The organism is Paractinoplanes rishiriensis, assembly GCF_016862375.1.
Lineage (GTDB): Bacteria > Actinomycetota > Actinomycetes > Mycobacteriales > Micromonosporaceae > Actinoplanes > Actinoplanes rishiriensis.
The window spans coordinates 260,513-276,401 of the sequence record NZ_BOMV01000059.1 but is presented as its reverse complement, the minus strand read 5'-3'; the positions used below and the strand labels follow the sequence as shown (position 1 = coordinate 276,401).

The 15,889-nt window shown below is 71.3% G+C and carries 11 protein-coding genes and 1 pseudogene; 6 read left to right on the top strand and 6 right to left on the bottom strand.

The features are described from left to right. The first annotated feature begins 30 nt into the window (after nt 1-30). Nucleotides 31-984, top strand: a complete 954-nt coding sequence (locus Ari01nite_RS27640) for a serine/threonine-protein kinase (protein WP_203785083.1) — start codon at nt 31-33, stop codon at nt 982-984. Here Ari01nite_RS27640 and Ari01nite_RS27635 read toward each other — a convergent pair. The 3 genes from Ari01nite_RS27635 to Ari01nite_RS27625 form a co-directional block, all read right to left on the bottom strand. Further along, nucleotides 961-2,970: an ATP-binding protein gene (locus tag Ari01nite_RS27635; RefSeq protein WP_203785082.1), complete on the bottom strand. Its 2,010-nt coding sequence runs from the start codon at nt 2,968-2,970 to the stop codon at nt 961-963. The two genes, Ari01nite_RS27640 and Ari01nite_RS27635, sit on opposite strands and share 24 nt — an antisense overlap. After that, nucleotides 2,967-4,277 carry a carboxyl transferase domain-containing protein gene (locus Ari01nite_RS27630; protein WP_203785081.1) on the bottom strand — a complete coding sequence of 437 codons (1,311 nt, stop codon included), beginning with the start codon at nt 4,275-4,277 and terminating at the stop codon, nt 2,967-2,969. The genes Ari01nite_RS27635 and Ari01nite_RS27630 overlap by 4 nt, the downstream gene beginning before the upstream one ends. Nucleotides 4,278-4,473: 196 nt before the next feature. Continuing rightward, a complete protein-coding gene (locus Ari01nite_RS27625) occupies nt 4,474-5,151 on the bottom strand; it encodes a Crp/Fnr family transcriptional regulator (RefSeq protein WP_020515203.1) in 678 nt (225 codons plus the stop codon). 206 nt (nt 5,152-5,357) lie between these two features. On the opposite strand from Ari01nite_RS27625, the gene Ari01nite_RS27620 reads away from it, so the two are divergent. From Ari01nite_RS27620 to Ari01nite_RS27600, 5 genes are all read left to right on the top strand, one after another. Continuing rightward, complete coding sequence (locus tag Ari01nite_RS27620; RefSeq protein WP_203785080.1) at nt 5,358-6,539, top strand: CapA family protein; 1,182 nt, start codon at nt 5,358-5,360, stop codon at nt 6,537-6,539. A gap of 41 nt (nt 6,540-6,580) precedes the next feature. Beyond that, a complete protein-coding gene (gene nth, locus Ari01nite_RS27615) occupies nt 6,581-7,378 on the top strand; it encodes an endonuclease III (protein ID WP_275410880.1) in 798 nt (265 codons plus the stop codon). A gap of 251 nt (nt 7,379-7,629) precedes the next feature. Continuing rightward, nucleotides 7,630-8,040 (top strand): TlpA family protein disulfide reductase, encoded by a 411-nt coding sequence (locus Ari01nite_RS27610; RefSeq protein ID WP_438872232.1) that lies wholly within the window; start codon nt 7,630-7,632, stop codon nt 8,038-8,040. A 14-nt stretch (nt 8,041-8,054) separates the two neighbouring features. Next, on the top strand, nt 8,055-8,762 hold the full coding sequence (locus tag Ari01nite_RS27605) for an NUDIX hydrolase (protein WP_203785129.1): 708 nt from the start codon (nt 8,055-8,057) through the stop codon (nt 8,760-8,762). A gap of 34 nt (nt 8,763-8,796) precedes the next feature. Beyond that, nucleotides 8,797-9,975, top strand: a complete 1,179-nt coding sequence (locus Ari01nite_RS27600; protein WP_203785078.1) for a MarP family serine protease — start codon at nt 8,797-8,799, stop codon at nt 9,973-9,975. A 16-nt stretch (nt 9,976-9,991) separates the two neighbouring features. On the opposite strand, the pseudogene Ari01nite_RS51700 reads toward Ari01nite_RS27600, so the two are convergent. The 3 genes and pseudogenes from Ari01nite_RS51700 to eccCa all read right to left on the bottom strand — a co-directional run. After that, a pseudogene (locus Ari01nite_RS51700) lies at nt 9,992-10,219 on the bottom strand (IS5 family transposase); the annotation flags it as partial. A gap of 145 nt (nt 10,220-10,364) precedes the next feature. Beyond that, nucleotides 10,365-11,594: a type VII secretion-associated serine protease mycosin gene (mycP, locus tag Ari01nite_RS27595; RefSeq protein WP_307837788.1), complete on the bottom strand. Its 1,230-nt coding sequence runs from the start codon at nt 11,592-11,594 to the stop codon at nt 10,365-10,367. A gap of 201 nt (nt 11,595-11,795) precedes the next feature. Continuing rightward, nucleotides 11,796-15,776 carry a type VII secretion protein EccCa gene (gene eccCa / locus Ari01nite_RS27590; RefSeq protein ID WP_203785076.1) on the bottom strand — a complete coding sequence of 1,327 codons (3,981 nt, stop codon included), beginning with the start codon at nt 15,774-15,776 and terminating at the stop codon, nt 11,796-11,798. Nucleotides 15,777-15,889: the final 113 nt, after the last annotated feature.

The window sequence follows — 15,889 nt, the reverse complement described above, 5'->3', positions numbered from 1 at the left end:
CACCGCGGTCGTTGGCGTATTTTCTGTTCCATGACGGAGACCCCGCCTGGCCGGCTGCCCGTACCCTACGTACCAGGCATGTCTAGTTTGTCGGTTATGGCCCGAGGGGGTTATGCCACCGTCTATCGCGCCACCCAGGACTCGGTCGGCCGCGAGGTCGCCATCAAGATGGAAAACCGGCGCCTGGAGAGCAACCGTGACCAGGCCCGCTTCCTGCGCGAGGCGCGGGCGGCCGGCCGGATGTCGTCGCACCCGCACGTGGTCGACCTGTTCGACGTCGGCGTGACCGTCGACCAGCACCCGTACCTGATCATGGAATTGTGCGACGGCTCGTACCTGGACCGGATGCGGATCTCGCCGCTCGCCGCGACCGAGGCCCGCGACGTGGGCATCAAGATCGCCGACGCGCTGGTGCACTCGCACGCCAACGGGGTGCTGCACCGCGACGTGAAACCGGCCAACGTCCTCTACTCGCACTTCAACCCGGCGGTGCTGGCCGACTTCGGGCTGGCCGTGCTGGGCGAGATGCGCGACTCGTCGGTGACCCTCGAGGTGCTCACCCCGGCCTACGCGCCGCCCGAGATGTTCCGGCACGACGACCCGTCCGGCGCGGTCGACGTCTATGCCCTCTGCGCCACCCTGTACGCGGTCATGCACGGCCGCCCGCCGCGCTGGGAGACCGACCGCAGCCCCAGCCTGATCACCCTGATGGACCTGTTCCACCAGCCCATCCCCGACCTGCCCGGGGTGCCGCACGCGCTGATCGAGGTGCTGCGCTACGGCATGGCCAACGACCCGCGCTCCCGGCCCACCGCCGAGCAGTTGCGCGACCTGCTGACCAAACTCGACCTGGACCCGAACCAGTCGCGGTCGGTGCCGCCGCCGCGCTACTCCGCCGGCGACGACACGCCGACCGTGCGCAACGCGCACAAGCCGGCCCGCAAGAAGTGGCTGTTCGGTCTACTCGGGATCCAGGACCGCTAGCAGTTCCCCGGTGGCCACCTCGGCGCCCGGGTGCACCGGCAGCGAGGCGACCACGCCGGCGCTGGGCGCGTGCACCGGGTGCTCCAGCTTCATCGCCTCGAGGGTGAGCAGCAGTTCCCCGGCCCGCACCCGCTGACCGGGCACCACCAGCACCCGGCGGACCGCGCCGGGCAGCGGGGCGATCAGTGAGCCCTCGGCGGCCTCCGGCGCGGGCAGCGGGAAACGGGACAGCTCGCGCAGCGCCACCGAGCCCTCCGGACTGTCCACGTACGACACCTCGCCGACCCGGTGCACGTTGAAGGTCAGCCGGATGCCGTTGACGTCCAGCACCACCCGCTCGTCGCTGGCCGTCACCACCACGGTCTCCGGGTGGTCGTCCACCACCGGGGGCTGGCCCACCAGGCCGGCCAGGTCGATCTCCTCGGGGTCCACGGCCCTTACCCACCAGCCGGCCAGCTCGCCGTGCCGGTTCATCCGGTAGCCGACCTCGACCGGGCCGGCCGGGCCGTCGTACACCGCGGTCTGCGAGCCGGACGGCACGTTGCGCCAGCCCGACGGCAGCGAGCCCAGTACGGTCGCGCCGGTCCGCCGGGCGGCCGCCCCGGCCAGCGCCGCGGCCAGGCAGGAGATGCGCACCGCGTCCACTGCGGACAGCAGCGGGGCGAAGACCTCGGGCCGCTTGTCCAGGAAGTCGGTGTCCACGTCGCCGGTGCGGAACGAGTGGTGCCGCAGCACCCGCACCAGCAGGTCCCGGTTGGTGGCCACGCCGTGCAACTGGGTCCGGGTCAGCGCCGAGGCGAGCATCCGGGTCGCCTCCTGGCGGGTCGGTGCCCAGGCGATCAGCTTCGCCAGGGTCGGGTCGCGGTGCACGCCGACCTGCGAGCCGTCCTCCACCCCGGCGTCCAGCCGCAGGCCGGGCTGGGGCAGCGGGCGGAACGTGCCGGCCACGTCCGGCACCGCGAACCGGTGCAGCGTCCCGGTGGCGGGCAGCCACGCGTACGCCGGATCCTCGGCGCAGATCCGCACCTCGATGGCGTGCCCGCGGATCGGCGGCGGGCCGGGCATCGGGAGGCTGCCGCCCTCGGCCACCAGCAGCTGGAGCCGGACCAGGTCGTAACCGGAGACGCACTCGGTGACCGTGTGGTCGGCCTGCAGGGTCGGGGTGAGCTCCAAGAACCAGAAGTCGCCGTCCGAGTCGAGCAGGAACTCGACCGCGCCGGCGCCGACGTAGCCGAGCGCCCGGACCGTGATGATCGCCGCGCGGCACAGTTCCTCGCGCAGCCCCGGGTCGACCGCCGAAGACGGCGTCTCCTCGATGATCTTCTGGTAGCGGCGCTGCACCGAGCACTCACGCTCGCCGAACGGCACCACGGCGCCGTGCTCGTCGGCCAGGATCGGGATCTCGATGTGCCGGACGTCCTCGACGTACGGCTCGCAGTAGACCGGGCAGCCGGCCTCCCGCCTGGTGGCGGCCACCGCCTCGGCCAGGGTGGCCGCGTCGCGGACCACCCGCAGCCCGGCGCCGCCGGTGCCGGCGTCCGGCTTGATCAGCACCGGGTACGAGGACACCTTGGCCGGATCGGTGAACGTCGGCAGCACCGGCACCCGGGCCTCGGCCACCAGCGCCTTGGTCTCGCTCTTGCTGCGCAGCATGCCCAGCGTCTTGGCCGGCGCGCCGACCCAGATCATCCCGGCGTCGGCCACCGCGGCCGCGAAGTCGGGGTCCTCGGCCAGCAGGCCGTTGCCCGGGTGGATCGCGTTGGCGCCGGTCCGCTGCGCGGCGGTGATGATCAGATCACCGCGCAGGTACGCCGAGCCGGTCGTCTCGCCGTCCAGCCGGACCGCGTAGTCGGCCTCGCCGACGTGCGGTGCGTCCGAGTCGGCGGCGGAGTAGACGGCGACGGTCTCGATGCCGACCAGGCGGCAGGTGGCGAACACCCGGCGGGCGATCTCCCCACGGTCTGCCACCAAAAGCCGTCGGATCACTGGTCTGCCTTTCCGGGTCGGAACACGCCGACGTGCCCGGCGCCCTCGACGACCGCGCTGTGCACGGCGGAAAGGCAAAGTCCGAGGACGGTACGGGTGTCGCGGGGGTCGATGACACCGTCGTCGTCACCGCCGACCGGCTTGGCGGCCGGCCAGCTGAACACGAAGCGGGGGTCGCCGGGCCGGCCGCTGTTGACGGCCAGATGCGGCACGGTGGAGTGGGCCAGCGCCTCGACCTCGGCCGGGCCGAAAGCGGCCGACAGGAACAGCAGCGAGGTGTCGGTGGCGTTGGCGAGTTGGATCAGGTGCACGGCCTTCTGCGACTCGGCCGAGGTGTGCAGCGCGCCGGTGCCGGCCAGCACGCCGACCGGGTAGCCGTGCAGTTCGCCCCAGCCGGCCACCAGCGCGGTGCCCAGGGCCGGCTTGAACTCGTCGAAGTCGCTACCGTCCAGCAGCCGGGCGAGCAGTTCGCGCGGGTCGGCCGGGTTGTCCTCGCCGGTCACGGCGAGCAGGTCCTCCGGGTCGTACTTGGGCGGTGCCGGCGGCCAGGTGCGCGGCAGCGGGCCGCGCTTGCGCCAGTTGAGCCGGCGCACGCACTGCCGGGCCAGGCGCAGGCCGTCCCGCTCGTCCTCGGCCGGGTGGTGGGCGGTGCCGCTCGCGGCCGCGGTGCTGGACCGGCCGTTCAGCACCGGCTGCGGGCTTTTCGAGTAGCCGCGCACCGTGATCGTGTAGTCCGACATGGCCGGCAGGTAGGCGATGTCGCCGCTGGTGGCGCCGAACACGACGCAGACGCTGGGTACCCGGTCGGTGGCCAGCCGGTTGAGGTCCCGGGCCAGGCCGCCACCCGGTGGCGGTCCGCCGGCCGGGCTGTCGCCGCCCGACTCGACGAGGTTCACCAGCGGCAGGCGGTTGGTCGCGGCGATCCGGGCGGCCCGGCGGATTTTTTCGAGGGGGTACGGGTCGGCAGCGTTGCGGTCCACCGTGGGGTCGGTCGCGATGATCACGCATTCCACGCCCTCGACCGCGCCCACCCCGGTGACCACGCCCGCCCCGACCGGGAACTCGGTGCCCCAGGCCGCCACCGGTGACAGTTCGAGGAACGGGCTGTCCTGGTCGAGCAGCATCTCGACGCGTTCCCGGGGCAACAGTTTGCCTCGGGCGTGGTGCCGGGTCACGGCTTTCTCGCCGCCGCCCGCGCGAGCCTGCTCGAGCGCGGTCTCCAGCAGGGCGAGTCGCTCCAGGGCGGCCCCGCGGCTCTCCAGATAGGCGGGCGTGCGCGGGTCGATCGCCGTGTCGAGCACCGTCACGTCGGTACCCCGATGCGGTGTACGCCCCCCACCATGTTCAAAGCCGCGCCCTTCCGTGTTCGCCGGTGCCTCTCGACCACCTCCGTAACGAGTGGCTGAGCGGGTGCGACACGGATCCGAATGCGGCGGCTTTGTCGCCTTTTCGGGCGTAATTAGTGCGTTTGCGGGGTGATCCCCGCAAACGCCCTGAAATAGGTCAGACGCGAGCCCGGCGCGCCAGACGCTCCGGGTCGAGGATGATCACGCTCTTGCCGTCCAGGCGCAGCCAGGCGCGCGAGGCGAAGTCGGCCAGGGCCTTGTTGACTGTCTCGCGGGAGGCGCCGACCAGCTGGGCCAGCTCCTCCTGGGTGAGGTCGTGCGTGACGCGCAACACACCGCCGTCCCGGGTGCCGAACCGGCCGGCCATCTGGAGCAGGTTTTTGGCGACCCGGCCGGGCACGTCCGTGAAGATCAGGTCGGCCAGCGCGTCGTTGGTGCGACGCAGGCGGCGGGCGAGCACCCGCAGCAGCTGCTCGGCGATCTCGGGACGGTTGTTGAGCCAGGGGCGCAGGGACGTCTTCTTCAGACGGGCCAGCCGGGCGTCGGTCACCGCGGTCGCGGTGGCCGTGCGCGGACCGGGGTCGAACAGGGAGAGCTCGCCGACCATGTCGGACGGGCCCATGATCGAAACGAGGTTCTGCCGGCCGTCCGCGGCGCGGCGGCCCAGCTTGATCTTCCCGGACAACACGATGTACAGGCTGTCACCGGCCTCGCCCTCGTTGAACAGGACGTCGCCCTTGCGGACCTCGACCGTGTCCATCTCCTTGGCGAGCGCCTCGGCGGCTTCCGGGTCAACGCCCTGGAAGATCCCGCTGCGCGCCAGTACCTCATCCATCGCCGCACCTCCGAACACGCGCAACGCCTGCGCTCGATCAGTCTAGGCGCACGCGGGCGGGAATCGGCCAGGCACCCCTTGATCCAGATACCGCAGGGTAACCAATCCGACCATGACGGGCGGTGGTCGTCGGGACTCCGGATGAGTCACCCCAAGCCATTCGTACGGGTCACCCGCGTTGCTTTCTGACGGTATCGTCGCTGTCGATGAATGCCCACCCTCCATCCCGTGGCCAGGGGCTTTTCGGACGTCCCGTCCTCACTGTCACGATTGTTCTGGCAATCGTGATCGGGGCCGGTGTCGGAAGTGTCGCTTTTGCTGGCCGGGACTCCGCCAACAAGTCAAGTTGGCACCAGCCTGCAGCGGCCGGTCCGGCGACCACCGAGCCGCCCGCCACCGAGCCGGTGGCCAAGGAAGAGGTGCGCAGCATCACCATGTCGGCCACTGGCGACATCATGATGGCCAACGCGCCGGGCCGGCTGCCGCCGCGGGACGGTGACGGTTTCTTCGACGACGTACGCGAGGACCTCGCGGCGGATCTGGTGATGGGCAACCTCGAACAGCCGCTCACTGCCGACACCGGCACCTCGAAATGTGGCTCGCCGCCGTCGCCGAACTGCTTCGCGTTCCGGTCGCCGACGTCGTACGCGAAACACCTCAAGGACGCCGGGTTCCAACTGATGAACCTGGCCAACAACCACACCCGCGACTTCGGGACGGCGGGCGCGCGCAACACCCGGGCGGCGCTCGACGACGCCGGCATCAAATACACCGGCAACGCCGGCGAGGTCACCGTGGTGGAGATCAAGGGCGTCAAGGTCGCGGTGATCGGTTTTTCGTCGTACGCGGGCGCCAACAACCTGACCGACATCGCGGCGTCCAAGGCCGCGGTCGAGGACGCCAAGGGTCAGGCCGACCTGGTCGTGGTGCAGGTGCACATGGGTGCCGAGGGCTCCAACAAGCAGCACGTGAAGCCGGGCACCGAGCTCTTCTTCGGAGAAAATCGCGGCGACCCGGTGAAGTTCAGCCGCGCGGTGATCGACGCGGGGGCCGATCTGGTGGTCGGGCACGGTCCGCATGTGCTCCGGGGCATGGAGTTCTACAAAGGCAGGCTGATCGCGTACAGCCTCGGGAATTTCGCCGGAGGCGGTAAGACGCTGTCCGGCGCGGGGGTGCTCAAATACGGCGGCGTCCTGCGGGTCACGCTGACCGCGGACGGCACCTTCACCGGGGGCGAGATCCGGTCGACCGCGATGAGCTCGATCGGCCTGCCCACCCGCGACGCGAACAATCGCGGGCGCAAACTCGTCGCCCAGCTGAGCGAGGACGATTTCGGCGACAGTGGGGTAACGATCGGCGACGACGGGTCCATCGCCCCTCCGGCGTGACAGATCCTGTCGTACCCCCGACGTACTCTTTAGCGGTGAATCTGGTGGGGCGTTCGGTCAAGCGGTTCGCGGGGGAGACGCCGATCGGGCGCAAGCGTCGCGCCCGCAAGATGGCCAAGGTGCTGGCCGAGACCCATCCCGACGCGCACTGCGAGCTCGACTTCACCACGCCGCTCGAGCTGGCGGTCGCTACCATCCTGTCGGCGCAGACCACCGACGTCCGGGTCAATCAGGTGACACCCACCCTCTTCAAGCGGTACGTGTCCGCGGCCGACTACGCCGCCGCCGACCGCACCGAGATGGAGGAGTTGCTGCGGCCCACCGGCTTCTTTCGAGCCAAGACCGACTCGCTGATCAAACTGGGCCAGACCCTGGTCGACAAGCACGACGGCGTGCTCCCGGCCAAGCTGCCCGACCTGGTGGCCCTGCCCGGCATCGGCCGCAAGACGGCCAACGTGATCCTCGGCAACGCGTTCGGCGTCCCCGGCATCACGGTCGACACCCACTTCCGCCGCCTGACCAACCGCTTCGGCTGGGTGCAGGAGGAAGACCCGGTAAAGATCGAGTTCCTGGTCGCCGACCTGATCGAAAAGCGCGACTGGACCATGCTGTCGCACCGGGTGATCTTCCACGGCCGCCGGGTCTGCCACGCCCGCAAACCGGCCTGCGGCGCCTGCACCCTGGCCGCGATGTGCCCGTCCTACGGCGCCGGCCCGACCGAGGCGCCGGCCGCGGCCAAGCTGCTCAAGGGCCCGCGCGCCCGAGATCTCGCGGCCGCCGCCGGCGTCGACCCCGACCTGGTGCCGGTCGCCGCGGTGACGACGCCGGAGGCTCCGTGAGTCCGGCGGCCTCGCCAACGGATCGGCCCGCGCCACCCGTCTCCAGGTCGGCAGCACCCGCGCGATTCTCGTGCCCGGCCGCGCCTACCTCCCATGGCCCGGCCCTGCGGCGACACGCTGGGCCGCTTGCCCTTCTGCTGCTGGCCGCCATGACGGGATGCACCGCGTCGGCCCAGGCCCCCGCCACCCCGTCACCGTTCGCCGATTGCGCGGCATTGCAGCCCTCTGCCTCTCCCACTTCCGACAATGATTTGCCCGATTTGCGGCTGGCCTGCTTCACCGGCGGGGCTGAGGTGTCGCTGCGTGCGTTGCGCGGCCCGGCGGTGATCAACCTCTGGGGTTCGTACTGCGAGCCGTGCCGGCGGGAACTACCGGTGATGCAGCGTCTCGCCGACGTGGCCGGTGACCGGATCACCGTGCTGGGGGTCAACACGTTCGACGCGCGCGAGGCGGGTGCCTCCTTCGCCGAGGCGGTCGGTGTCAGCATGCCCACGCTGTTCGACCCGGACCGCAGGCTGAGCGACGCGCTGGGCGGCACCGCGATGCCGCTGACCGTCGTTGTCGACTCGTCCGGGCGCAGCCTCGTGCACCGGCTGCCGCTCGACGCGCCGAAACTTGCCGAACTCGTGCGCAGCCACACCGGCGTGCAGGTGACGCTGTGAGTCACGGGCGGGTGCTGTCGCGGCCCGAGGGGTTGCCGTCCTGGTTCGAGCCGCTGCTGACCCGGGCCGGCAACTGCCGCACCGAAGACTTCACGACGCTCCGCCCGCCGGCCGGTGGTGGCCGGCCCAGCGCGGTCCTGGTGCTGCTCGGCGAGAGCGACCCGGCGGCGAACACCCCGGGCGGTCCCGACCTGCTGGTGCTCCAGCGGGCGGCGACCATGCGCAACCACGCCGGGCAGCCGGCCTTCCCGGGCGGCGGCACCGACCCGGAGGACGCCGACGCGGTGGCGACCGCGCTGCGCGAGGCGCAGGAGGAGGTCGGGCTCGACCCGGAGAGCGCCGAGGTTCTGGCCCTGCTGCCCGATCTCTACATCCCGGTGAGCTCGTTCGTGGTGACGCCGGTGCTGGCGTGGTGGCGGCGCCCGCACCCGGTGAGCCCGCGGCAGCCGGAGGAAGTCGCACATGTGACTCGGCTGCCGATAAGTGAACTCGTCGACCCGGATAACCGTATCCGCGTACGGCATCGCAGCGGTTGGATCGGGCCGGCGTTTCAGGTCCGGGGACTGCTCGTCTGGGGCTTCACGGCAGGGGTGATCTCGACATTGCTGGACATGGGTGGCTGGACCCGGCCCTGGCAACCTGGCCGTCTGGTGGAACTGCCGGAAGCCGTTACGCCGGTGCCGGCGGCCCGAGGCGGGGCACCTGATGAGGTTTTGCCATGATCACGGACTGGCCTGCCGCGTCTACGCTGGATGAGTGTCCGTGGTCGATGGCGTACTGATCCTGCTTGCGCTGGTCTTTGCGATCAGCGGTTACCGCCAGGGTTTCGTGATCGGAGCCCTGTCCTTCGGCGGCTTCTTCAGCGGCGTGCTCATCGGCCTCCAGGTCGGTCCGCTCATTGCGGACCGGTTCCAGGACCCGACGGCCCGCCTCATCGTGTCTCTCGGGGTGATCTTCGCGCTGGCCGTGCTCGGCCAGACCCTGGCCGGCTGGCTGGGCACCCACCTGCGGCGGCAGATCGCCAGCAAGCCGCTCCAGCGCGCCGACGACGCCGGCGGCGCCCTCATCTCGCTGATCGCGGTGCTGCTGGTGGCGTCGCTGATCGCGGTGCCGCTGGGTTCCACCCAGTTCCCCGGCCTCAACCGCGAGGTCCGCCGCAGCGCCATCCTCAACGGCATCAACAACCTGCTGCCCGACCAGGCCCAGGCACTCTCCGGCGCGCTGCGCGACACCCTCGACACGAGCGGCTTCCCGGACGTCTTCGGCGGCCTGGCCCCCACCGAGGCCAAACAGGTGGCGGCGCCGGATCCCGCGCTGAAAAACTCACAAGTGGTGCAAAAGTCGAAACGCTCGGTCATCAAGGTGCTGGGCACCGCGCCGAGTTGCTCGCGGCGCATCGAGGGTTCCGGTTTCGTGTACGCGAACGAGCGCGTGATGACCAACGCCCACGTGGTGGCCGGCACCCGCGACGTGGTGGTCGAGGTCGACGGCGGCCGGCTGGAGGCCACCGTCGTCGTCTACGACCCCGACCGCGACCTCGCGGTGCTGTACGTGCCCGGCATGCGCGTCCCGGTCATGCCGTTCGTGGCCAAGCAGGCCCAGACCGGTGCGAGCGCGATCGTGCTCGGCTACCCCCAGGACGGCCCGTACAACGCCCAGTCCGCCCGGGTCCGCGACGTCGGCCGCATCACCGGCCCCGACATCTACGACTCCGGCGACGTGACCCGCGAGATCTACACGATTCGCTCCCTGGTCCGCAGCGGCAACTCGGGCGGCCCCCTGGTGGCCCCGAACGGCCAGGTCCTGGGCGTGATCTTCGCGGCCGCCGCCGACGACAAAAACACGGGCTTCGCCCTGACCGCGAACGAGGCGGCCCCGGTAGCCCGCGAAGGAGTCCGCCGCACCCGAGGCGCCCCCACCGGCGACTGCGCCTGAACCCGGCGGCCCGCATCGGCTCGCAGCGCGTCCGGCCCGTCCGTCCCGCAATGACGGCAACCCGCCGGGAACGTTGCCCTGCGGTGATCACCACCGCGAGGGATTTCCGGCCCTGTTCGCAGGCTAGGTGGGTCTTGCTGGTCAGCCCGCCCCTCGAGCGGCCCAGCCCGTGATCGGCCGGCTCGGGCTGGCACCCGCCGGGAGGCTGCTTCTGCAGGTGGCCGTCGCGGCGGGCACCGGCGGCTCCACTGCACCACGAAGAAGACTCCCGGCCGAACACGAAACCTTCGAAGGTCTACCGGGTCGCGGGCTTATGGGCGCGTCTGAGGCTTTTGCTCGCGTAGGAGCCACTCGGTGGGATGGTCGTCCACTTTGGCGGGACGGCGCGGTCAGGTCGTGTGGGCGAAGCGGCGGACTGTCAGCAGCGCGGCCAGCGTGGAGATCAGGAACAGGGCGCCGGCCAGCCAGCGGGCGCGGTGGGACGGCTCGGGGGTGGACGGCGGGGGTGCGGCCGCCTGGCCTGAGTCGTTGGTGGTGTCGCGGGGGGCGGGGGCGCTGCCGGACTCCTCGGGGGCCGACTGGGCCTGGCCGGGGGCGGGGGCGCTGCCGAAGCGGGCTATGCCGGGGGACGGGGACGTGTCCAGCGGGTTGTCGAAGACGGCGGGGACTTCGGCGGTCAGGGCCGCGGTGGGGTCGAGCACGCCGAAGCCGAAGGTGGCGTCGCGGCCGGCTGGGCCCCGGTCTTTTGCGGTCTTGATGATGCGGTTGATCACCTCGCCGGCGGGCATCGTGGGCCAGCGGGAGCGGATCAGGGCGGCGGTGCCGGCGACCATGGGGGCCGCGAAGCTGGTGCCCTGCACTCGCCAGTATCCGCCGCCGGCTCGGGCGCCGACCAGCTGGGTGGCGGGGGCGGTGATCACCGTTTCCTTGCCGGTGATCGAGCCGGACCACAGGCGTTCGCCGTCGCGTTCCATGCCGGCCACGGCCAGCACGCCCGGTTCGCGGGCCGGGTACCAGACCTCGGTGTCGGAGGAGGCGCTGGTGTTGCCGGTGCAGGCGACAACCACCACGTCTTTCGCGAACGCGTAGTCGAGCGCGGCGGCCAGTGCGGCGCTGGTGCCGTTGCCGCCCAGGGAGAGGTTGATGACGCGGGCGCCGTGGTCGACGGCCCAGCGGACTCCCTTCGCCACCACGATCGCGTCGTCGTAGCGGTTTTCGGCGTCCAGGACGCGTACCGGGAGAATTTTTGCTTTTGGTGCAATGCCTATGACGCCCACCTGGTCGTCGCCCCGGCCCGCGATGATCGCCGAGACCGACGTGCCGTGGCCCACCTGATCGCTGTCGCCGTTGCCCTTGGGGTCGACCAGATCGCGGCCGGGGAGCACCTGGCCCACCAGGTCGGGGTGGGTGGCGTCGACGCCGGAGTCGATGACCGCGACCGTGATGCCGGCGCCGGTCGAATAGGTCCACGCCTCGGCGATGTTCAGCGCCGTCAACTGCCACTCGTCCTGGCGGAACTGGTCGCCGGTGAGTGGGCTCGGCGGTTCGGCGAAGGGGGTGGCAACGGCCGACGCCGCGGGGACGCCGACGGCCACGAAACCGGCTAGCGCGGCGGCCACGAGCCGCACCGGGCTCAGCAAGGCACACCGCCGCCGGGCATGGTCAAAGGCGGCCTGCCGGGCCGGGAACTCACGCTCGCAGCACTCACGGGTCGCACCCAATCCGATCCTGGACGGTCGATGCAGATTACTCCGAAACCGCGTCAAGTTGGTGGGGTCGGTCAATGGATATCGCACGCGTAGTCTGCCGAATCCGGAGAGTTACGCGTACGGCTGGAGGTGTCCCAGCTGAACCAGGCGCACTCCCTCACGCCTGGTGAGCAGGCGACCACGGCCCGGCGGCATCAGCGTGGGCCGGACCGCGCCGATGAGCGCACCCTCGTCGGACGGGCCGGACATCACCATGCCGGGCGCCGACAGCTCGCGCAGCCGCTGGATCACCGGCTCGAACAGCGCCCGGCTCGCGCCGCCGGCCCGCCGGGTCAGCACCAGGTGCAGGCCGACGTCGCGGGCCTGCGGCAGGTATTCGAGCAGCGGCGTGAGCGGATTGGTCGGGCCGGCCACCACCAGGTCGTAGTCGTCGACCAGGACGAAGAGTTCCGGGCCGGTCCACCAGGAACGTTCGCGCAACTGCTGGGCGGTCACGTCGGGGCCGGGCAGCCGGCGTTCCATGTAACCGGCCACCGACTGCATCAGCTCGAGCGTCTTCGCCGCCTGGATGCCGTACCCGATCCGGTGTTCCGACTCCGGCAGGTCCATCAGGCTGCGCCGGTAGTCGACCAGGATGATCCGGGCCTCCTCCGGCGAGAACCGGCGGATCACCGAGGTGGCCAGCGCGCGGAGGAACGACGACTTGCCGCACTCGGCGTCGCCGAACAGCAGGAAGTGCGGGTCGGTGGCGAAGTCGATCTCGACCTGCTGCAGGTCGGATTCGGAGATGCCGATCGGCAGGCGCAGGCCCGAGCTGCGGTCCAAATCCATTTCCGTGTACGGGACCGAGGACGGCAACAGGCGCACGCGCGGCGCGAGCGGGCCGTGCCAGTTGGTGGCGACGGCCTTGACCAGTGCGTTGGTGTCGGCCATTGTGCTCAACTCGGGCCGCACCACGAGCAGGTGCAGGAACTTGTTCTTGTCCGTGGGGTGTTCGAGGATGCCGCGGCCCGGCTTCTCCGGCACGGTGAGCGCGGCCCGGCGGTTGACCGTCGAGTCGCTCGGGTCGCCCAGCCGCAGCTCCAGCCGCGAACCGAACAGGTCGCGGATGGCCGGCCGGAAGTCCATCCAGCGCGTCGACGCGGCCACCACGTGGATGCCGTAGGAGAGACCCCGGGTGGCGATGTCGGTGATCACCGGCTCGAGTTCCTCGTATTCCTTGCGGAGCGTGGCCCAGCCGTCCACCACCAGGAACACGTCGCCGAACGGGTCGCCGTCGGCGGCGCCGCCGGGCAGCCCGGCCGCGGTGGCCCGGCGCCGCCGGTAGGACGCCATCGACTCGATGCCGCTCGCCGCGAACCGCGCCTCGCGCTCGCTGAGCAGGGTCGAGATCTCGCCGACCGTACGCCGGACACCCACCGTGTCGAGCCGGCCCGAGACGCCGCCGACGTGCGGCAGATCCTTGACCGTGGCCAGCGAGCCACCACCGAAGTCGAGGCAGTAGACCTGCACCTCGGCCGGCGTGTGGGTGAGCGCCAGCCCGCAGATCATCGACCGCAGCGCGGTGGACTTGCCGGACAGCGTCGCGCCGACCACCGCCACGTGTCCGCCGGCGCCGGCCAGCTGCAGCCACATCACGTCGCGCAGCTGCTCGCGCGGCTTGTCGACCATCGCGATCGGCACCTGGAGCGCGCCGTGCAGCTCGGGGTTGGCGAACGCCAGGCCGCGGTTCGCGTCGGCGACCACCGGGCCGAGCAGCTCGTCGAGTGCCGGCGACTGGTTGAGCGGCGGCAGCCACACCTGGTGGGCCGGCGGGCCCTGGCCGTTGAGCCGGTCGACCATCACGTCGAGCACGCTCTCGCCGGCGGCAGTCTCCTCGGGCTTCGGTTCGACCGGCTTGACCGGTTTTGGCGCCGGGACGTACCGGGTGGAGTATTCGAGGACCTGCGGCACGGCTCCGGTGCCGCCGGCCGCGGTGCGGGCGCCGGCCTTGCGCATCGGGCCGGACACGTACGCGGCCTTGAAGCGCAGGAGCGGCTCGGTGCCGAACTTGAGGTAGCCGTGACCGGGTGCGCGCGGCAGCTCGTAGGCGTCCGGAACGCCCAGCACGGCCCGTGACTCGAGCGCCGAGAAGGTCCGCAGGCCGACCCGGTAGGACAGGTGGGTGTCGAGCCCGCGCAGCCGGCCCTCCTCCAGGCGCTGGCTGGCCAGCAGCAGGTGCACGCCGAGCGACCGGCCCAGCCGTCCGATCTGGACGAACAGGTCGATGAAGTCGGGCTTCGCGGTGAGCAGCTCGGAGAACTCGTCACAGATCACCAGCAGCGACGGCAGCGGCGGCAACGCGGCGCCGCCGGCCCGGGCCTTTTCGTAGTCGCGCAGGCTCGCGTAGTTGCCCGCCTTGCGCAGCAGCTCCTGCCGCCGGATCAGCTCGCCGTCGATCGCGTCCACCATCCGGTCGACCAGCACCAGCTCGTCGGCCAGGTTGGTGATCACGGCCGCGGTGTGCGGCAGCCGGTCGAGCGACGAGAACGTCGCGCCACCCTTGAAGTCGATCAGGACGAAGTTGAGCGTTTCCGACGAATGCGTGGTGGCGAGCGCCATCACCATGGTGCGCAGGGCTTCCGACTTACCGGAACCGGTCGCGCCGATGAGCAGCCCGTGCGGGCCCATACCGTCCTGAGCGGACTCCTTGAAGTCGAGCTCGATCGGGCTGCCGTCGACGCCCACGCCGATCGGGACGCGCAGCTTGTCGCGGTTGGGCCGGGGCGCCCAGCTCTGCTGCACGCTGAACGTCTCCGGGTCGCCGATGCCGAGCAGCTCGGGCAGGCCCATCTCGGTGGCCAGCGGGGTGTCCGACGACTTGGACATGGCGGCCAGGCGCAGCGGCGACAGCCGGCGGGCCACCGCCTCGGCCTGCGGCACGCTGAGCTGGTCGGGCACGCCGACCTCGGCCTCGTGGTCCATCGCGTACGTGTTCAGCGCGCGCCGGCCGGCCGCGTTGGCCACCTCGAGCACCAGCAGCGACCGGTCCAGCAGGCGCGGCGGCTGCTCGTCGAGGTCGAGCACGGTGACCCCGTCGATGCCGTCGTCGAGCTGGGTGGCGCCCTGCAGGTTGATGCCGTCCAGCACGATCACCACGTGCGGCGACCCGCTGCTGATCCCCGCCGGGTTGAACCGGGGCCGGTTGCCGATCACGTCCTCGAGGAGTTTTTCCAGGTCCGGGCCGGTGCTGGCGACCAGCCGGACGTGACCCAGCGCGTCGGTCCGGGACGGGTGCAGGTTGTGCGGGAGCCACTTGACCCACTCCCAGTCGGCCCGTCGCTCGGGGCCGGCACAGATCGCCACGATCAGGTCGTCCGGCGCGTGGAAGGTGGCCAGCTGGCAGACCACGGCGCGGGTCAGCGCGCGGGCGTCGGCCTCGCCGGTCGCGCCGGTGCCGCGCAGGAAGACCCGCGCGAAGCCGCGCAGCGACGCCGCCACCGGCAGATCGGGGACGACCGAGTACGCGTCCAGGAAGCGGCGCAGCGCACCCGCGGTCATCGGCTCGAGCTCGTCGAGCGGCCGGGTCACCGGCGGGACCAGCGGGGTGGCCAGGGTCTGCGGACCGACCGCGAGCCGCACCACGCCGAAGTCGGGGTCGGACGGCCGCCGCTCCCAGACCCGGTGGCTGCTCGCGGTGGACCAGAGCTGGCCCGGGTCGGGGTGCCGGTAGAGCAGGCCGACCCGCTGCTTGCCGGCGGTCTCCCGGACCCGGCGGCGCAGACCGGCCAGGTGCCGCAGATATTCCCGGCGGGCGGCCATCATCTCGGCCTTCTTGGGCGAGCCGTTGGAGCCGAAACTCGTGGCGAGCATGGCGATCGAGGAGACGCCGAACAGGCCACCGATCACATAGGCGTACGGCCCGCTGCGGCCCTGGCCCATCATCATGGCCATGGCCACCGAGCCGCCCAGCATCGGCAACGCCATCATCGCCTGCTGCCAGCGTCCGCCCGTGTTCTGCGGGATCTCCGGCGGCGGCTCGACGGCGATCTCACCGGTCGGAATCTCCGGTGCGGGCCGGCGGGCGGACCGTTTGATCACCACCGTGCTCATGCGAGATTTGTCCCCTTCGTCCACAAGGGTGTGTGGTCACCCCCCGTGCGCGCGCCGGTAACCGGACATCGCGACGCGCCCATGGTAGGTAAAGTCCCCTCCGTTCCGCGCCC